Source organism: Rahnella sp. RFA10(1/100) (assembly GCF_004195115.1).
Classification (GTDB): Bacteria; Pseudomonadota; Gammaproteobacteria; order Enterobacterales; family Enterobacteriaceae; genus Rahnella; species Rahnella perminowiae.
The window spans coordinates 1-18,974 of sequence record NZ_SEWR01000016.1; the positions used below are offsets into that span (position 1 = coordinate 1).

General features: G+C 52.1%; 16 protein-coding genes and 1 riboswitch. Of the genes, 9 read left to right on the plus strand and 7 right to left on the minus strand.

The window, feature by feature from the left end; all coding sequences use genetic code 11:
* The first annotated feature begins 579 nt into the window (after nucleotides 1–579).
* Together purH and purD are read left to right on the plus strand one after the other, a co-directional pair.
* The gene (purH, locus tag ETV65_RS24500; RefSeq protein WP_129955663.1) at nucleotides 580–2,169 is read left to right on the plus strand and encodes a bifunctional phosphoribosylaminoimidazolecarboxamide formyltransferase/IMP cyclohydrolase; all 1,590 of its coding nucleotides are present in this window, start codon (nucleotides 580–582) and stop codon (nucleotides 2,167–2,169) included.
* A 46-nt stretch (nucleotides 2,170–2,215) separates the two neighbouring features.
* A complete protein-coding gene (gene purD, locus ETV65_RS24505; protein WP_129955664.1) occupies nucleotides 2,216–3,505 on the plus strand; it encodes a phosphoribosylamine--glycine ligase in 1,290 nt (429 codons plus the stop codon).
* A 64-nt stretch (nucleotides 3,506–3,569) separates the two neighbouring features.
* Here purD and ETV65_RS24510 read toward each other — a convergent pair whose 3' ends face one another.
* The 6 genes from ETV65_RS24510 to nudC all read right to left on the minus strand — a co-directional run bounded on the left by ETV65_RS24510 (nucleotide 3,570) and on the right by nudC (nucleotide 8,002).
* Nucleotides 3,570–4,256, minus strand: coding sequence for a DUF1481 domain-containing protein (locus tag ETV65_RS24510; RefSeq protein WP_240782882.1), 687 nt, complete (start codon nucleotides 4,254–4,256; stop codon nucleotides 3,570–3,572).
* Nucleotides 4,257–4,274: 18 nt separating this feature from the next.
* Entirely contained in the window at nucleotides 4,275–4,547 is a 273-nt protein-coding gene (hupA, locus tag ETV65_RS24515; protein ID WP_013577396.1) for a nucleoid-associated protein HU-alpha, read from the minus strand.
* A gap of 190 nt (nucleotides 4,548–4,737) precedes the next feature.
* Entirely contained in the window at nucleotides 4,738–5,328 is a 591-nt protein-coding gene (locus tag ETV65_RS24520) for a YjaG family protein (protein ID WP_129955666.1), read from the minus strand.
* A gap of 56 nt (nucleotides 5,329–5,384) precedes the next feature.
* The gene (gene nfi / locus ETV65_RS24525; RefSeq protein WP_129955667.1) at nucleotides 5,385–6,080 is read right to left on the minus strand and encodes a deoxyribonuclease V; all 696 of its coding nucleotides are present in this window, start codon (nucleotides 6,078–6,080) and stop codon (nucleotides 5,385–5,387) included.
* A gap of 9 nt (nucleotides 6,081–6,089) precedes the next feature.
* Entirely contained in the window at nucleotides 6,090–7,154 is a 1,065-nt protein-coding gene (gene hemE, locus ETV65_RS24530) for a uroporphyrinogen decarboxylase (protein WP_015699029.1), read from the minus strand.
* Nucleotides 7,155–7,225: 71 nt separating this feature from the next.
* Nucleotides 7,226–8,002: an NAD(+) diphosphatase gene (nudC, locus tag ETV65_RS24535; protein ID WP_129955668.1), complete on the minus strand. Its 777-nt coding sequence runs from the start codon at nucleotides 8,000–8,002 to the stop codon at nucleotides 7,226–7,228.
* 98 nt (nucleotides 8,003–8,100) lie between these two features.
* Between nudC and rsd the strand changes: the two genes are divergently transcribed.
* The 7 genes from rsd (at nucleotide 8,101) to thiH (ending at nucleotide 14,451) form a co-directional block, all read left to right on the plus strand.
* Complete coding sequence (gene rsd, locus ETV65_RS24540; protein WP_129955669.1) at nucleotides 8,101–8,616, plus strand: sigma D regulator; 516 nt, start codon at nucleotides 8,101–8,103, stop codon at nucleotides 8,614–8,616.
* An 85-nt stretch (nucleotides 8,617–8,701) separates the two neighbouring features.
* A riboswitch (TPP riboswitch) is annotated at nucleotides 8,702–8,828 on the plus strand.
* A 146-nt stretch (nucleotides 8,829–8,974) separates the two neighbouring features.
* The gene (gene thiC / locus ETV65_RS24545; protein WP_129955670.1) at nucleotides 8,975–10,939 is read left to right on the plus strand and encodes a phosphomethylpyrimidine synthase ThiC; all 1,965 of its coding nucleotides are present in this window, start codon (nucleotides 8,975–8,977) and stop codon (nucleotides 10,937–10,939) included.
* The gene (gene thiE, locus ETV65_RS24550) at nucleotides 10,936–11,589 is read left to right on the plus strand and encodes a thiamine phosphate synthase (protein ID WP_129955671.1); all 654 of its coding nucleotides are present in this window, start codon (nucleotides 10,936–10,938) and stop codon (nucleotides 11,587–11,589) included. The genes thiC and thiE overlap by 4 nt, the downstream gene beginning before the upstream one ends.
* Nucleotides 11,582–12,331 (plus strand): HesA/MoeB/ThiF family protein, encoded by a 750-nt coding sequence (locus tag ETV65_RS24555; RefSeq protein WP_129955672.1) that lies wholly within the window; start codon nucleotides 11,582–11,584, stop codon nucleotides 12,329–12,331. The genes thiE and ETV65_RS24555 overlap by 8 nt, the downstream gene beginning before the upstream one ends.
* Complete coding sequence (gene thiS / locus ETV65_RS24560) at nucleotides 12,328–12,528, plus strand: sulfur carrier protein ThiS (RefSeq protein ID WP_129955673.1); 201 nt, start codon at nucleotides 12,328–12,330, stop codon at nucleotides 12,526–12,528. The genes ETV65_RS24555 and thiS overlap by 4 nt, the downstream gene beginning before the upstream one ends.
* A gap of 1 nt (nucleotide 12,529) precedes the next feature.
* Nucleotides 12,530–13,309, plus strand: a complete 780-nt coding sequence (locus ETV65_RS24565) for a thiazole synthase (protein ID WP_129955674.1) — start codon at nucleotides 12,530–12,532, stop codon at nucleotides 13,307–13,309.
* A complete protein-coding gene (gene thiH / locus ETV65_RS24570) occupies nucleotides 13,306–14,451 on the plus strand; it encodes a 2-iminoacetate synthase ThiH (protein ID WP_129955675.1) in 1,146 nt (381 codons plus the stop codon). The genes ETV65_RS24565 and thiH overlap by 4 nt, the downstream gene beginning before the upstream one ends.
* 264 nt (nucleotides 14,452–14,715) lie before the next feature.
* Here the strand turns inward: thiH and rpoC are convergent, their stop codons facing one another.
* Entirely contained in the window at nucleotides 14,716–18,936 is a 4,221-nt protein-coding gene (gene rpoC, locus ETV65_RS24575) for a DNA-directed RNA polymerase subunit beta' (protein ID WP_129955676.1), read from the minus strand.
* Nucleotides 18,937–18,974: the final 38 nt, after the last annotated feature.

Genomic DNA, 18,974 nt, shown 5'->3' on the forward strand with positions numbered 1-18,974 from the left:
TTTTGCCACCGAAGTGGCTGATATCGTCTTGTGAGTGCCCACACAGATTGTCTGATAAATTGTTAAAGAGCAGTGAGTTACGCGCTTTCGCTTGCTAACTCGAGGTGGCGTATATTACGCTTTCCTCGTTCAGTGTCAACCGTTTATTTCACCCGGTTGCCGCTGTTTTCAATCTTTCCGACCCGGTCACTTCGTGATGTTGTTCACGTTGTTCCCTGTCGATGGAGCGGCATTATAGGGAGTTCTCAGCAGGCCGCAAGGGCTAATTTTAAGAAAAATCACTGTTTGCTGCATTACACAGCAAACACACCGCTTATACCGTGTTTTGCACAGATTTATCCACAGAGGCACAGGAATCTCAAATTTTGCGAGCGTCGCGCAATCGTTTTCGCTACAATTTCGCGCGTTAGTTTTCACTGCCCTTTAGGGGTGATAAATGAAAAATCAGCCACTGAGGGGAAGTTATCCAAGCTCAATCCCACGTTTTTCTGCAAAGTGCTCTATATAAAGAGAAGAAAATCGTCATTGAATTCCGATAACGCTCTTTACTGCGACTCCAAAGCCAAGGATATAACCACCATGCAACAATCTCGTCCAATCCGCCGCGCTCTGCTCAGTGTTTCTGACAAAGCCGGTATCGTAGAATTCGCCCAGGCTCTGTCTTCGCGTGGCGTTGAATTACTTTCCACTGGCGGAACCGCCAGCCTGTTAGCTAAAGCCGGCCTGCCAGTCACCGAAGTTTCTGACTACACCGGTTTTCCGGAAATGATGGATGGACGCGTCAAAACCCTGCACCCGAAAGTTCATGGCGGGATCCTCGGTCGTCGTGGGAAAGATGATGAAATCATGGCGCAGCATTCTATTGCACCAATCGACATGGTGGTCGTTAACCTTTACCCGTTCGCACAAACCGTCGCGCGCCCGGACTGTACACTGGAAGATGCAGTAGAAAACATTGATATTGGCGGCCCGACCATGGTTCGCTCAGCAGCGAAGAACCATAAAGATGTGGCGATCGTAGTAAAGAGCAGCGACTACGCGTCTATTATTGAAGAAATGGATGCCAACAGCAGCTCGTTGACACTGGCGACCCGTTTCAACCTGGCAATCAAAGCTTTCGAACATACCGCTTCTTACGACGGCATGATTGCGAACTACTTTGGTACGATGGTTCCGGCTTACCACGGTGATACTGAATCGGCTTCCGGCCAGTTCCCGCGCACACTGAATCTCAGCTATATAAAGAAACAAGATATGCGTTATGGCGAGAACAGCCATCAGAACGCTGCCTTCTATATAGAAGAGAACGTCAGCGAAGCTTCTGTGGCCACCTCTACTCAGCTTCAGGGCAAGGCACTTTCCTATAACAACATTGCGGATACCGATGCAGCTCTGGAATGTGTAAAGGAATTTGCAGAACCTGCCTGCGTCATCGTCAAGCATGCTAACCCGTGCGGCGTGGCCATCGGTGACAGTATCCTGGCCGCTTACGAGCGCGCCTACCAGACTGATCCGACGTCGGCTTTCGGCGGCATTATTGCCTTTAACCGTGAGCTGGATGCCGAAACGGCAAAAGCCATCATCAGCCGTCAGTTTGTGGAAGTGATCATCGCGCCGTCCGTCAGTGACGAAGCGCTGGCATTGACCGCGGCCAAACAAAATGTTCGTGTACTCACCTGCGGACAATGGCAAGAGCGCCAGAAAGCGCTCGACTTCAAACGTGTCAATGGTGGCCTGCTGGTTCAGGATCGCGATTTGGGTATGGTTGATACCGCTGATTTGCGTGTGGTTTCCGAGCGCCAGCCGACAGAGCAGGAACTGACAGACGCGCTGTTTTGCTGGAAAGTGGCTAAGTTTGTAAAATCCAATGCCATTGTTTATGCGCGTGACAAAATGACCATCGGTATCGGCGCTGGCCAGATGAGCCGCGTTTATTCTGCCAAAATTGCCGGTATCAAAGCCGCCGATGAAGGTTTGCAAGTGGCGGGCTCCGTAATGGCCTCTGATGCTTTCTTCCCGTTCCGCGACGGTATTGATGCGGCGGCAGCCGTGGGTATTACCTGCGTGATCCAACCTGGCGGCTCTATCCGTGACGATGAAGTTATTGCTGCGGCTAACGAACACGGCATTGCGATGCTGTTCACCGATATGCGCCACTTCCGTCATTAATTTTCTTTTGGCGGGTGCGATGCGCCCGCTCATCCGGAGTCTTCGAATGAATATTTTAATTATCGGTAACGGCGGGCGTGAACATGCACTGGCATGGAAAGCATCGCAGTCACCTCTGGCGGATAAAGTCTTTGTTGCACCTGGCAACGCCGGCACGGCGCTGGAGCCGCTACTGGAAAACGTTGATATTGCCGCCACTGACATCGCCGGCTTGCTGAGTTTTGCACGTGAACATGATATCGGCCTGACTATTGTCGGTCCTGAAGCACCGCTGGTGATTGGTGTGGTCGATGCTTTCCGCGCAGCAGGCCTGAAAATCTTTGGCCCGACGCAGGAAGCGGCGCAGCTGGAAGGCTCTAAGGCATTCACCAAAGATTTTCTGGCTCGCCATAATATTCCCAGTGCCGATTACCAGAACTTCACCGAAATCGAACCCGCTCTGGCTTATCTGCGCAGCAAGGGTGCGCCGATTGTCATCAAAGCTGACGGCCTCGCCGCTGGCAAAGGTGTCATTGTGGCAATGACCCTGAAAGAAGCCGAAGATGCCGTTCATGACATGCTGGCGGGAAATGCTTTCGGTGATGCAGGCCATCGCATTGTTATTGAGGAGTTCCTCGACGGCGAAGAAGCCAGTTTCATCGTCATGGTCGACGGTACCAATGTATTACCGATGGCGACCAGTCAGGATCATAAACGTGTAGGTGACGGCGACAGCGGTCCGAACACCGGTGGTATGGGAGCCTATTCTCCGGCGCCAGTCGTGACCGATGAAATCCATCAGCGCGTGATGGATCAGGTGATTTGGCCAACCGTTCGCGGTATGGCGGCGGAAAATAACACCTATACCGGTTTCCTGTATGCCGGTCTGATGATCTCCGCTGACGGCCAGCCGAAAGTGATCGAGTTCAACTGTCGTTTCGGCGATCCGGAAACTCAGCCGATCATGCTACGTCTGCGCTCTGATCTTGTGGACTTATGCCTGGCCGGTGCTGAAGGTCGTCTGGGTGATAAAACATCCGAGTGGGATCCGCGCCCGTCGCTGGGTGTCGTGCTCGCAGCCGGTGGCTATCCTGCTGATTATAAAACCGGAGATGCTATTCATGGCCTGCCGCTGGAAGAAGTACCGGACGGTAAAGTCTTCCACGCCGGAACCCGTTTGCAGAATGAACGTGTGGTGACTCATGGCGGTCGCGTGTTATGTGTGACGGCATTGGGTAAAACGGTGGAAGCAGCACAGGCACGCGCTTATGACTTAGCAAAAGATATTCATTGGGAAGGCAGCTTCTGCCGCAAAGACATCGGTTATCGCGCCATCGATCGCGAACGCAATCAGTAATCCTGCCAGCCCCGACAATCAAAAAGGCACGCTTCGGCGTGCCTTTTCATGCGTGAACCCGGGATCAGAGATCGGACTCTTTCGGTTCCCATTTACAAAAATCTTCATTAGCTACCAGCAACATCTCATTGCCCTGAGGGGCGGTCAGCCAGGCTAATCCCAGGTTATCGTTACTGCGACTGGCTCGTTTCGCCAGCCAGACCTGTGAGCGGACAGTCAGTGTCGGCGTGACTTGTTCACCGGCACAGGTTGTTATTAACCCTTTGCGCCAGCGCGCCTGAACCAGCCGGACTTTCCCTGCCTGCAGCGCATTACTCAGATCGAGAATTTTTGACGCTTCATACTTATAGCGTTCAATTTCGTCTGCAGATAATTTCTCCCGACGCTCCGGAAGCTGCCGTTGCATAAAGCTGACATTGCCGCCCTCATCAAAACGCAGCATGACACCCAAATCCGTTTTAGTCGCATGGGTTTCTTTAAGCAGGTGCAATTGCCCTTGCTGGAATTCGTATCGGGTAATAATCGTATCGCCGCCGTAATAGGGGCTGTAGACGTTGAGAATGGTTTGAGGATCGTGCTGTGCGCTGTCTTTACGCCAGAGCCGGTTGATACCTTGATCGGCGACATAACCGCTGGCAAAGAATAACTCAGGATCTTTTTTAGAACTGCAACCCACCAGACCGAGCACCAGTAAACCTGCTACCAGTCCGGGGGTGATAAACTGAAGGGGCTTAAAGGCCCCTCCGCTTATTCTTTTCACTGCAAGCAATTACTTAACAGCGTCTTTCAGAGCTTTACCAGAAACGAACGCAGGCACGTTTGCAGCTGCGATTTTGATTTCTTTACCAGTCTGTGGGTTACGACCAGTACGCTCGTTACGATGATTTACCTTGAAAGTCCCGAAACCAACCAATTGTACAGCATCACCTTCTTTCAGAGACTCGGTAATAGCAGACAGAGTAGATTCAAGAGCAACTTTGGCCTGTGCTTTGGAAAGATCAGCTTTGTCCGCAATTACATCAATCAGTTGAGTCTTGTTCATAAGTTATCCTTTACAGTGTGTTTATCGTTTGCAAAGCATCGAGTGCGACGGATATGCCGATTGACAGCACCCTCCTGCATACACGCACCGATAGCCACTTTTTTTACGCCCCCCAAATGTAGACCAGACAGGGTGCGGATGTGAAGCCTTAAGGCACGACAAATCAGGCGTTAAATCACGTTTTCTTGCCTTATTGCGTTAAATTTATGCCAATGTTACTGACAGCGGCTTCACGCAGGTCAGAACGTAACCCTTTTATTAATTCCAGGTCACGCTCTTCACAGTCAGCCAACAGGCGAAAAATCTCCCATTGGATGTCCCATTCCTCTTCCACGGCAGGAATGACTTTGAGTTCTTCATCCGTCATTTCTCTACCGGCCTGAGTCATTTCCAGCATCGCGACAGTACGAATTGACGCCTCACTGACGGCAACCGCGTGTGACAGCGTTTCGCCACTCAGACGTGAATGAATCAGTTCACCTAATGCAATACATGCATCGATGGCCGGATAAACCCCATAGATGTCGTAATCATCGGAAGAAGGCACCGCTTCTTCCAGTTTTTCGAGCTGTGAGTCAAAATTGACCTTGGCGTCTTTTACCACCAGCGTCTCCCAGATTAAATCCAGGATGCGGCGGTAAAGCTGTGCTTCGCCAAACCCGGTTTCCAGACAAAATGCCTGATAGTTCGGGTACATGCGTTCACACAGGCTTGCCATAAACGTTACGTGTTGCCAGCTTTCCAGCTTTTCGAGACGTAAATGAATTGGATTACGTAACATGAGTTGATCTCGTTAACTTTTCTGCGCGGGAGTTTACCTGAAATAAATCAATATCCCTATTCCTTGATTCCTAAAAGATCATCACTCAGCCGTTGCCAGCGTTGAAACGCCGTCCGGTTTGACGCCACAGCATCTGCCCAACGGGTAGGCTCCGGCAGACGATATTGCCGCATGCACTGTTGTACCCAATAAAGCGATGAATCCATGCTGATACGATTACCGGGTGAGATGAATAATGGATTACAACGCAGCTTGCTCCGCCACACCCAGCCAATCTGTTCATCCCCTTCGTACAGCGCCTGGCGACTGTGTAGTTCCTCACCCAGTGGCAGGAACTGACCACATAGACGGCTTTTCGCCACACCAATCGTCGGAACATCGATCATCAGGCCAAAATGACTGGCGACACCAAGACGACGCGGATGCGCAATCCCTTGCCCGTCGACGAAAACCAGATCAGGGTGCGATGAGAGCTGCCGCCACGCCTGCAGCAGGGCGGGAAGTTCGCGGAAGGAAAGGAAACCAGGAATGTAAGGCATAACAGTGGGGATACGGGCAATCTGATACTCTACCAGCTCCAGCGTCGGGTAGCGTAAAACAGCCACCGCCGCGCGTGTCACCTCACCCCCCTGTTCGAAACCGACATCCACACCCGCGATCAATGCGGGAGGGGTGAATTCGGGCGGATCCTGCAATTTAATCTGATCTGCGAGGATCCGTTGTTCTTCACGTAAAGCACGGGTATTGATCATACCGGGATTTTACTCGTGATATTGCCGGGACAGGCTATGCACCGCTTCGACGAAGGCACCCGCATTTTCCGGCGGGACGTCCTGATGAATGCCGTGACCCAGATTGAACACATGACCATTACCTTTGCCGAAACCGGCAAGGATGGTCTCCACTTCCTGCTCTATACGCACCGGCGAGGCATACAACATTGAAGGATCCATGTTGCCCTGAATCGCGACTTTGTCACCCACGCGACGGCGCGCATCGGCAATATCGGTGGTCCAGTCAAGACCCAGCGCGTCGCAGCCCGTCGCAGCCATCGCTTCCAGCCACTGTCCGCCGCCTTTGGTAAACAGCGTGACCGGCACACGACGCCCTTCATTTTCACGGATCAGGCCATCGACAATCTTGTGCATATAGTTCAGGGAAAATTCGCGGTAATCGCGGGGAGACAGTACGCCGCCCCAGGTGTCAAAAATCATTACCGACTGGGCGCCCGCTTTGATCTGGGCATTAAGGTAAAGAATAACGCTGTCTGCCACTTTATCGAGTAACAGATGGAAAGTGGACGGATCGGCGTACATCATCTTTTTGATTTTGGTGAAGGCTTTACTGCTGCCACCTTCTACCATATACGTCGCCAGCGTCCACGGGCTGCCGGAGAAACCGATAAGCGGCACTTCACCTTTCAGGTTCTTACGGATAGTACGCACGGCGTTCATGACATACCCAAGCTCCATTTCAGGATCCGGAACCGGCAGTTTTTCGACATCGGCACGGTTCGTTAATGGCGAAGAAAAACGCGGCCCTTCACCGGCTTCAAAATACAGCCCAAGCCCCATCGCATCAGGAATGGTCAGGATGTCGGAGAATAGGATCGCCGCATCCAGCGGATAGCGACGAAGCGGCTGCAAAGTCACTTCACAGGCCAGCTCGGCATTCTTGCACAGCGACATAAAATCACCGGCTTCAGCGCGGGTTTCTTTGTACTCCGGCAAATAACGGCCTGCCTGACGCATCATCCAGACCGGTGTAATGTCCACTGGCTGACGTAACAAAGCACGCAGGTAACGGTCGTTTTTCAACTCATTCATTCTTGCTCTTTCCTTCAGTATTCGGGCCGCCCGATAATCGTCTCACAGCATTCTATCACGTAAAACCGCCTCTACTCTTCGTGTTCAGCACGACAAAGAGCAACGGTGTCTTCAATCAGACGGCGCGCGATCGTCCCTGGCGGTGGCAACTGCGGTAATGCATCAAAGCGATACCAGTTCGCGTTAAGCAACTCTTTCGGGTCATGCTGAATGTCGCCACTGTCGTAATCCGCCATAAATGCCATCATCAGCGAATTGGGGAACGGCCAGGGCTGAGAACTGACATAACGGACGTTTTTCACACGAATATTACTTTCTTCCAGGACTTCGCGTGCCACGGTTTCCTCCAGGGTTTCTCCGACTTCAACAAAACCCGCCAGAACCGTGTGAATGCCATTACGATGCCGGACATGCTGTGCCAGCAAAATCTCATCCCCCTTACGGATGGCGACAATAATGCAGGGTGCAATCTGCGGATAATAGCGTTCGCGGCAGTGCCCGCAGAGTGCAGCCCACTCGGTTTTGCTGACATGCATTGCATGCCCGCAGTAGCCGCAGAACTGATGAGATCGATAAAATTCAGACAGCTGTACACCGCGCCCGACCAGCTGGAATAATCCACGATCCTGATCCAGCAACTGACGGGCGGAAAACATATGGTTTGGCATCGCCTGACGAATCAGCCAGACAGGTTCACCCTGCCATTCGCCGATCTGTCGCGCCGTTTTACCGGTCAGAGAAAATTGTGTGGCGCTGCCAAATGGCAGTTCGCCCTCAGGCAGCCATAGCTTGCCGTCCTGGCTGATGACCCACCAGCCATTGTGTTGCTCGGTAATCTGTAATTCCATAATTGTTGTTGCATAACCTCATCGGGACTGACAATCTGAGGGGGATATTCACCTGTTAGTAACTTTTAGTTACGTCTTTATCGCTCACGGAGTCAACCATGCTAAATCGTCTGGAAAGACTGACCCAACGCGTTGGTGGCAATAATGCGTTAGTGGATCAATGGCTGCACGCACGCAAAGAGCTGCTGGTTTCGTACTGCACGTTGGTCGGCCTCAAGCCCAATAAAGAAAAACATACCCCTCTCAATGAAAAAGCGCTGGATAACTTTTGCCATAACCTGGTGGACTATCTGTCTGCCGGTCATTTCCATCTGTATCAGCGGATCATTGATGAAGTTGAAGGTGCGAATAGCCCGATAAAATTGCAGGCTGCAAAAATCTATCCTGCACTGGAACTGAATACTGAAACTATCATGGCTTTCCATGATAGTTACACTGAAAATGATATTGATGATGACAATGCTTTCGCATTTCATTATGCATTATCCGATATAGGTGAAGCGTTAGATGCGCGTTTTCAGCTGGAAGATCAATTAATTATTCTCGCTTTTGATCGCAGCAGTCAGGCAGTAAAGCCACCTGAAAATGAAGAACATCTCGCCAGACCGGTTTAAGACTTTGCCCTACTAAAATCCGGCTAAGATTTGTGATTTTAGTAATAGTTTTAGTTGTAGTTTCAAAAAACGCCTCCTATATTGAGGCTTCTTGTCGGAGTGCCTAGCGCATAATTTTCTCGCGAAGATTACGCCAGGCTGAGACCGTTAATTCGGGATCCGCGGAACCTGATCGGGTTAGTACCCGCGAAGGGAACAAGAGTAATGTTATGCGTTCAGCGTAATCTGGCATCTGCCTGCATCAGGCCGCCTGCGCTCCATCGCCCATTTTTACTCCTGCCGTAAACCTCCAGACAAGCAATTTTCCATCACGTTTTTGCCACGTTTTTACTACGCAAAACAACACAAGGAATTTGCTATGTCGAGTACTCAAAAAACTGTTGTTTCTACAAAGACACCTTCAAACCGCCGTGAACAACGGGCGCAGGCGCAGTCGTTTATCGACAGTCTGCAGGGTGAAGCTTTTCCCAATTCCCGCCGTATTTATCTTGAAACTGACCGCCATGATATCCGCGTACCGATGCGTGAAATCCAGCTCAGCCCGACGCTGGTCGGCGGCGGCAAAGACAATCCACAATTCGAAGAAAATGAAGCGATTCCTGTTTATGATACCGCCGGGCCTTACGGCGATCCGTCGGCAGTTATCGACGTGCATACCGGCCTGGAAAAATTACGCGCCCGCTGGATAAACGCGCGGGCGGACACGGAGGAACTCCCGCAGGTCAGTTCCGGTTTTACCCAGCAGCGACTGGCGGATGAAGGGCTGGACCACCTCCGCTTCGAACACCTGCCCCGCCCGCGCAAAGCCATTGCGGGTAAAAATGTCACACAACTGCATTACGCCCGCAAAGGCATCATCACGCCTGAGATGGAATTTATCGCCGTTCGCGAAAATATGGGGCGTGAACGGATCCGCGGTGACGTTCTGCGTCAGCAACATCCCGGCGAAAGCTTTGGTGCGCATCTGCCCGCCAATATCACCGCAGAGTTTGTAAGACAGGAAGTCGCTGCCGGTCGCGCGATTATTCCCGCCAATATTAACCATCCTGAATCAGAGCCGATGATCATCGGACGCAATTTCCTGGTGAAAGTGAACGCCAACATCGGCAACTCGGCGGTGACGTCTTCTATCGAAGAAGAAGTCGAGAAACTGGTATGGTCGACACGCTGGGGCGCGGATACCGTGATGGATCTCTCCACCGGCCGTTATATACATGAAACCCGTGAGTGGATCCTGCGTAACAGTCCGGTACCTATTGGTACCGTGCCGATTTATCAGGCACTGGAAAAAGTCAACGGCGTGGCCGAAGACCTGAACTGGGAAATGTTTCGCGATACGTTGCTGGAACAGGCCGAACAAGGTGTCGATTACTTCACCATACACGCTGGGGTATTGCTGCGTTACGTGCCGATGACCGCCAAACGCCTGACCGGGATTGTGTCCCGCGGCGGTTCGATCATGGCGAAATGGTGCCTTTCACATCATCAAGAAAGTTTCCTGTATGAGCATTTCCGCGAAATTTGCGAAATCTGTGCCGCCTATGATGTCTCGCTGTCACTGGGCGACGGCCTGCGGCCTGGCTCCATTCAGGATGCCAACGACGAAGCGCAATTTGCCGAATTACGTACATTAGGTGAACTGACCAAAATCGCCTGGGAATATGATGTTCAGGTCATGATCGAAGGACCGGGACATGTGCCGATGCAGATGATCCGCCGCAATATGACCGAAGAACTCGAACATTGCCACGAAGCGCCCTTCTATACCCTCGGCCCGCTGACTACCGATATCGCGCCGGGTTATGACCATTTCACGTCCGGTATTGGTGCCGCAATGATTGGCTGGTTCGGTTGCGCCATGCTCTGTTATGTCACGCCAAAAGAGCATCTCGGCCTGCCTAACAAAGAAGACGTTAAGCAGGGTCTCATCACCTACAAAATCGCAGCACATGCCGCCGATTTAGCGAAAGGACATCCCGGCGCCCAAATCCGTGACAACGCTATGTCAAAAGCACGGTTCGAATTCCGCTGGGAAGACCAGTTTAATCTGGCTCTCGATCCGGCAACGGCTCGTGCCTATCACGATGAAACGCTGCCTCAGGAATCCGGCAAAGTGGCACACTTTTGCTCAATGTGCGGTCCGAAATTCTGCTCCATGAAAATCACTCAGGAAGTGCGCGATTATGCCGCCGCACTGGAAGCCAAAGCCCAGCCGGTTGAAGTTATTGAATCCGGTATGGCACAGATGTCTGCCGAATTCCGTTCACGCGGCAGCGAGCTTTATCATCCGGCCGACAATCTCAGCACGGAGAACAACCAATGAATCAGTCCGCTCAACCCTTTCCTGCCGTTCCGTTCCACCTTGGTTTATATCCGGTCGTGGATACCGTGGAATGGATTGCCCGCCTGCTGGATGCGGGCGTTAAAACGTTGCAATTACGTGTGAAAGATTTGTCTGATGAGGACGTCGAGCCAGCAATTATTGATGCAATTGCGCTGGGCAAAAAATATCAGGCACGGTTATTTATCAATGATTACTGGCGCCTGGCGATAAAGCATCAGGCTTATGGTGTGCATTTAGGTCAGGAAGATCTGGATACTGCCGATCTTGAGGCAATCCGTCAGGCTGGTTTACGGCTGGGCGTATCCACACATGATGATACTGAAATGGCACGCGCTGTCGCCGTGAAACCTTCTTACATCGCCCTCGGTCATATCTTCCCGACGCAGACCAAAGATATGCCGTCGGCGCCACAAGGACTGAAAGAACTCGCCCGACACATCAGGCAACTCAACGGCAGCTTCCCGACGGTGGCCATCGGCGGGATCAGCATTGAACGTGCTCCGTCGGTTCTCGATTGCGGCGTCGGCAGCATCGCCGTCGTCAGCGCCATTACGCAGGCAGCAGACTGGCGGGCAGCCACCGCAGAATTACTGGCTTTATGCGCCAGTAAGGTGCCGGAAGATGCTTAACGATGCGGCTTTTATGCGCTACAGCCGTCAGCTGATGCTGGAGGAGTTCGGTCCGCAGGCACAGGAAAAGCTACAGGCGGCGAAAGTCCTGATTGTCGGGCTAGGCGGACTGGGATCGCCGGCAGCCTTATATCTGGCAGCGGCAGGCGTAGGTACGCTGGTTCTGGCCGATGACGATCAATTACACATCACCAATCTTCAACGACAGATACTCTACCGCACCGCAGATCTCGATCAGCCCAAAGCGGTTCTGGCAAAACGTGAATTACTGCGTCTGAATCCGCTTTGCAAAGCCGTGGCCATCACGGAGCGTCTGACAGGCGAAGCGTTGATCCGTGCCGTGTCAGACACCGATATCGTTTTAGATTGCAGCGATAACATGGAAACCCGGCACGCGGTTAATAAAGCCTGCGTAGAGGCTGAAAAAACCTTGATCAGCGGTAGCGCCGTCGGATTCAGCGGACAGCTTCTGGTGCTAGAAGCGCCTTATGTACACGGTTGTTACGCCTGTTTGTATCCGGATCAGGAAACCGTACAGCGCAATTGCCGAACATCAGGTGTGCTCGGCCCGGTCGTTGGCACCATCGGTACATTGCAGGCGCTGGAAGCACTAAAAATCCTGGCGGGACTGCCTTCCGTACTGAGCGGAAAGTTACGTCTGTTCGACGGTAAAACGCAAAACTGGCGTTCACTGCAACTCACACGTTCATCAGCCTGTGCCATCTGCGGAGGCCACGCATGAACATTCTGGTCAATGAAGTACCACACCAATTCAGTCAACCGCTCACCTTGTTGAACCTGCTCAGTTTACTGGCATTAAATCCTGCAGGCAGCGCACTGGCGGTTAATCAGGTCATTATTCCCCGCGATAACTGGCCTGCTCATTTACTGGAAGACGGTGACGAGATCCTGCTCTTTCAGGCGATAGCCGGAGGCTGATATGTTAAAAATTGCTGATACCACCTTTACGTCACACCTTTTTACCGGAACGGGAAAATTCGCCAGCCCGGCGTTAATGCAACAGGCACTGGAAGCATCCGGCACTCAACTGGTGACCATGGCGATGAAACGTGTTGATCTGCGTCGCGGAGGGGATGACATTTTGTTTCCTTTGCAGCAGCTCGGGGTCCGTTTGTTGCCTAACACATCCGGTGCTAAAACAGCTGAGGAGGCCGTATTTGCCGCACAACTGGCAAGAGAAGCACTGGCAACAAACTGGGTGAAGCTTGAAATTCACCCAGACGTAAAATACCTGCTGCCCGATGCCATAGAAACGTTGAAAGCCGCAGAGATTCTGGTGAAAAAAGGATTCGTTGTTTTGCCGTATTGCAGCGCGGATCCGGTGTTGTGTAAACGTCTGGAAGAAGTCGGTTGTGCCGCCGTCATGCCCCTGGGTGCGCCGATCGGCTCCAATCAGGGTCTGCAAACCCGTGAGTTTTTGCAAATCATCATTGAGCAGGCACAGATTCCGGTCGTCGTTGATGCCGGTATTGGTGCCCCAAGCCAGGCCGCTGAAGCGCTGGAAATAGGGGCCGATGCTGTATTAGTCAATACGGCGATAGCCGTCGCAGGCGATCCGGTTGCTATGGCAACGGCATTCCGGCTGGCGGTACAGGCCGGCGCAATCGCCCGTCAAAGCGGCCTGGGTGGCAGGCAGCGGCAAGCCAGCGCGTCAAGTCCGCTGACCGGTTTCCTCAATGCTCCGCAGGTATCCCTATGAATAACTTTACGGATGTGTGGTCAATGCTGGACTGGGATGATATTTCCCTACGCATCAACAGCAAAACATCCCGTGATGTTGAACAGGCGCTCAGCCGCAACAAAATCAGCCGTGAAGATTTCATGGCATTAATTTCTCCGGCTGCGCTGCCTTATCTGGAAACTATGGCGCAACGCGCTCAACAACTGACACGTCAGCGATTCGGCAATACGGTGAATTTCTTCGCCCCCTTGTATTTATCCAATCTTTGCGCCAACGAATGTACATATTGCGGCTTTTCGATGAGCAATAAAATCAAACGTAAAACGCTGGATGAAAATGAAATCAGTCGGGAGTGTGAAGCGCTGAATGCGCTGGGCTTCAAACATCTGTTATTGGTCACCGGCGAACACAAGGGAAAAGTCGGCATGGATTATTTCCGCCGCCATTTGCCGCCAATCAGAAGCCATTTCGATTCGCTGATGATCGAAGTTCAGCCGCTACAGCAGGAAGAATATGCCGAGCTGAAAACGCTGGGGCTGGACGGTGTATTGGTTTATCAGGAGACCTATCACGCACCGACCTATGCCTTGCATCATCTTCGCGGACAGAAACAAGATTTTTTCTGGCGACTGGAGACACCGGACCGGCTCGGGCGGGCAAGGATCGATAAAATCGGACTTGGGGCCCTGTTTGGGCTTTCAGGCAACTGGCGGACGGACAGTTATATGGTGGCCGAACATTTGTTGTACCTCCAACAAACCTACTGGCAAAGCCGTTATTCGGTGGCATTTCCGAGATTGCGCCCTTGTACCGGCGGTATCGAACCAGCTTCTTTGTTAGAAGAAAACCAGCTTGTACAACTGATATGCGCTTTCAGGATGCTGGCACCGGATGTCGAGCTTTCATTGTCGACGCGCGAATCACCTTACTTCCGCGATCATGTCATCCCGCTGGCGATCAACACCGTCAGCGCAGGATCTAAAACACAACCCGGTGGCTATGCCGATGATCATCCGGAACTTGAGCAATTTGCACCGCACGATAACCGATCCCCGCAACGTGTCGCAGAGGCATTAACACAAGCCGGGCTGCAGCCGGTCTGGAAAGACTGGGACAGTTTTTTGGGGCGGGTCTCGCAGGAAAATGTCGCCGGAGGGTAATTTAGTAAACTCTCAGGAATACAGATTCCATAAAACAATTTTGCTCCTCGCACCAGCAGTCCTGGGGCATTAATGTGCCTTTGCCACTGCACATTCGCAACTGGCCGGCGCCATTCATCCCGGCGCTGCTTCCAAATAGCCGGAACAGGTTATCGTCCAGTTTCCTGTTCCGGCTCCTCTTTACCCGCCACGTCCTTTCTCAAATTTCAGGTAAAAAAAAACCGCCCTCGAAGGGGCGGTTTTATGCGTTTCGACAGAAGACGATTAATCGTCGCTGTTACCGAAACCTGCGTTCAGCAGTTCAGCCAGGTTAGCCGTTGCTTCATCCGCACTGACTTGCGGTACAACTGGCACTTCGCCCTGTGCTTTACGGCGTGCACGATCCTGATGATAAGCGTAACCGGTACCGGCTGGGATCAGACGGCCAACGATAACGTTCTCTTTCAGGCCACGCAGTTCATCACGTTTACCCGCAACAGCGGCTTCAGTAAGAACGCGCGTGGTTTCCTGGAACGATGCAGCAGAGATGAAGGATTCGGTCGCCAAAGATGCTTTGGTAATACCGAGCAGATCACGGGTAAAGGTTGCCGTGATTTTGCCTTCAGCTTCCAGCTGACGGTTAGCGATTTTAACGCGAGACATTTCTGCCTGCTCGCCTTCCAGGAAGTCAGTGCCACCAGCGCTAACGATGGTGCCTTTACGCAACATCTGACGAACGATAACTTCAATGTGCTTATCGTTAATCTTAACGCCTTGCAGACGGTAAACTTCCTGCACTTCGTTAGTGATGTAGCGGGTAACCGCATGAACACCACGTAAACGCAGGATGTCGTGCGGAGACTCAGGGCCGTCGGATACGACGTCACCACGTTCCACAACTTCGCCTTCGAACACGTTCAGCTGACGCCATTTAGGGATCATTTCTTCGTAAGCATCGCTGCCATCCAACGGAGAAATTACCAGACGACGTTTGCCTTTGGTTTCTTTACCGAAGGAGATGATCCCGCTGATTTCAGCAAGGATTGCAGGCTCTTTCGGACGACGTGCTTCGAACAGGTCAGCAACGCGTGGCAGACCACCGGTGATGTCCTTGGTACCGCCGGATTCCTGAGGAATACGCGCCAGGGTGTCACCGGAGTGGATCTGAGTACCATCTTCCAGCTGAACGATCGCTTTACCTGGCAGGAAGTATTGAGCAGGCATATCAGTACCTGGAATCAATACGTCGTTGCCTTTAGCATCAACGATTTTCAGTGCCGGACGCAGATCTTTACCGCTACCGGTACGCTCTGCAGAGTCCAGAACAACCAGAGAAGACAAACCGGTCAGGTCATCAGTCTGGCGGGTAATGGTCTGAGTATCCACCATATCGGCAAAGCGAATGAAACCACTCACTTCACTGATAACTGGCATGGTGTGTGGATCCCAGTTAGCCACGGTTTCGCCGCCGTTAACTGCTGCGCCATCACCTTTGCCCATCACGGAACCGTAAGGCACTTTATAGCTTTCTTTGGTACGACCAAATTCGTCGATCAATTTCAGCTCAGTGTTACGGGAAGTGATAACCAGTTTGCCGTTAGAGTTGCTAACGTGCTTGTGGTTGCTCAGTTTAATGGTACCGGTATTCTTAACCTGAATGCTGGATTCCGCTGCCGCACGAGATGCCGCACCACCGATGTGGAAGGTACGCATCGTCAGCTGGGTACCCGGCTCACCGATTGACTGTGCTGCAATAACACCGATCGCTTCACCTTTGTTGATGATGTGACCACGTGCCAGGTCGCGACCGTAGCAGTTTGCACACACACCAAAGTCGGTTTCGCAACTTACGACTGAACGTACTTTCACGCTGTCGACAGAGTTCTCTTCTAACAGATCACACGTCTTCTCGTGAAGCAGGGTGTTACGTGGAACCAGGATATCCGCCGTACCCGGCTTCAGGATATCTTCTGCAGTCACACGACCCAGTACACGTTCGCGCAGTGGTTCTTTAACGTCGCCACCTTCGATGACCGGAGTCATCATGATGCCTTCGTGAGTACCACAGTCGTCTTCGGTCACTACCAGATCCTGTGCCACGTCAACCAGACGACGGGTCAGATAACCGGAGTTCGCCGTTTTCAGTGCGGTATCCGCCAAGCCTTTACGAGCACCGTGAGTAGAGATGAAGTACTGGAGTACGTTCAGACCTTCACGGAAGTTCGCGGTGATTGGCGTTTCAATGATGGAACCATCCGGCTTGGCCATCAGGCCACGCATACCGGCCAGCTGACGAATCTGTGCAGCAGAACCACGCGCACCGGAGTCGGCCATCATAAAGATACTGTTGAAGGAAACCTGCTGTTCAACAACACCGTCACGGTTGACGACGTCTTCAACAGACAAGTTTTCCATCATTGCCTTAGCAACACGTTCGTTGGCCGCAGCCCAGATGTCGATCACTTTGTTATAGCGTTCGCCAGCAGTTACCAGACCAGACTGGAACTGTTCCTGGATTTCAGCAACTTCAGTTTCTGCTTCTTCGATGATCTCTGCTTTCTTCGCAGGGATTACCATGTCATCGATACCTACGGATGCACCTGAACGGGCAGCGTAAGCAAAACCGGTGTACATGATCTGGTCAGCAAAAATAACGGTCGGCTTCAGGCCCAAAATGCGGTAACAGGTGTTCAGCATTTTGGAGATAGCTTTTTTGCCCAGAGGCTGGTTGACGATAGAGAACGGCAGACCTTTTGGCACGATCATCCACAGGATGGCGCGACCGACAGTCGTGTCAATAATCGACGTCTTATGCGTAACTTCGCCTTCGGTATTTTTGATCTCTTCAGTAATACGCACTTTCACACGCGCATGCAGAGAGGCCAAACCGGCGCGGTAAATACGCTCAGCTTCTTTAGGACCGGTCAGAACCATGCCTTCGCCTTTGGCGTTAACACAGTCACGGGTCATGTAGTACAGACCCAATACAACGTCCTGAGAAGGAACGATGATTGGCTCGCCGTTCGCAGGTGACAGGATGTTGTTGGTAGACATCATCAACGCACGCGCTTCCAGCTGAGCTTCCAGCGTCAACGGTACGTGAACAGCCATCTGGTCACCATCGAAGTCGGCGTTATATGCCGCACAAACCAGCGGGTGCAGCTGGATTGCTTTACCTTCGATCAGAACCGGTTCAAACGCCTGAATACCCAAACGGTGCAGGGTTGGTGCACGGTTCAGCAGTACCGGGTGTTCGCGGATAACTTCGTCCAGGATATCCCAAACGACAGCTTCTTCGCGCTCAACCATTTTCTTCGCGGCTTTGATGGTGGTGGCGAGGCCACGCAGTTCCAGCTTGCCGTAAATGAACGGTTTGAACAGTTCCAGTGCCATTTTCTTCGGCAGACCACACTGATGCAGACGCAGGTATGGACCTACGGTGATAACGGAACGACCGGAGTAGTCGACACGTTTACCCAGCAAGTTCTGACGGAAACGACCCTGTTTACCTTTAATCATGTCTGCCAGAGATTTCAGCGGACGCTTGTTAGAGCCGGTAATTGCACGACCGCGACGGCCGTTATCCAGCAAAGCATCTACCGCTTCTTGCAGCATACGTTTTTCGTTACGTACGATGATGTCTGGCGCAGCCAGATCCAGCAGGCGTTTCAGACGGTTGTTACGGTTAATCACGCGACGATACAGATCGTTCAGATCTGACGTTGCGAAACGGCCGCCGTCCAGCGGAACCAATGGACGCAAATCTGGCGGCAATACCGGCAGCACGGTCAGGATCATCCACTCTGGTTTGTTACCAGACTGAACGAACGCTTCCAGCAGCTTGATACGCTTGGTCAGCTTTTTACGTTTGGTTTCGGAGTTGGTTTCGTTCAACTCTTCACGCAGTTGTTCGCACTCTGCTTCCAGGTCCATGTTTTTCAACAGAGCCTGAATGGCTTCCGCACCCATCTTCGCGTCGAACTCATCACCAAACTCTTCCAACGCATCCAGATACTGCTCTTCAGTCAGGATCTGGCGTTTTTCGAGGTTGGTCATGCCGCCTTCGATAACCACATAGGATTCGAAGTACAGAACACGTTCGATATCACGCAGTGGCATATCCAGCAGTAAACCTATGCGCGATGGCAGCGATTTCAGGAACCAGATGTGTGCAGTCGGGGAAGCCAGTTCGATGTGGCCCATACGCTCACGGCGTACTTTAGTCTGGGTCACTTCAACGCCGCACTTCTCGCAGATCACGCCGCGATGTTTTAAACGCTTGTACTTACCGCACAGGCATTCGTAGTCTTTTACTGGTCCGAAGATACGGGCACAGAAAAGGCCGTCACGTTCTGGTTTGAACGTACGGTAGTTAATGGTTTCTGGCTTCTTAACTTCACCAAAAGACCAAGAACGGATCATGTCTGGCGATGCCAGAGCAATTTTGATCGCATCAAACTCTTCGGTCTTAGTTTGCGCTTTCAGAAACTTTAGTAAGTCTTTCACGGATTGGCTCCCGTCGGGTTAGACCTGTTAGGCACCTG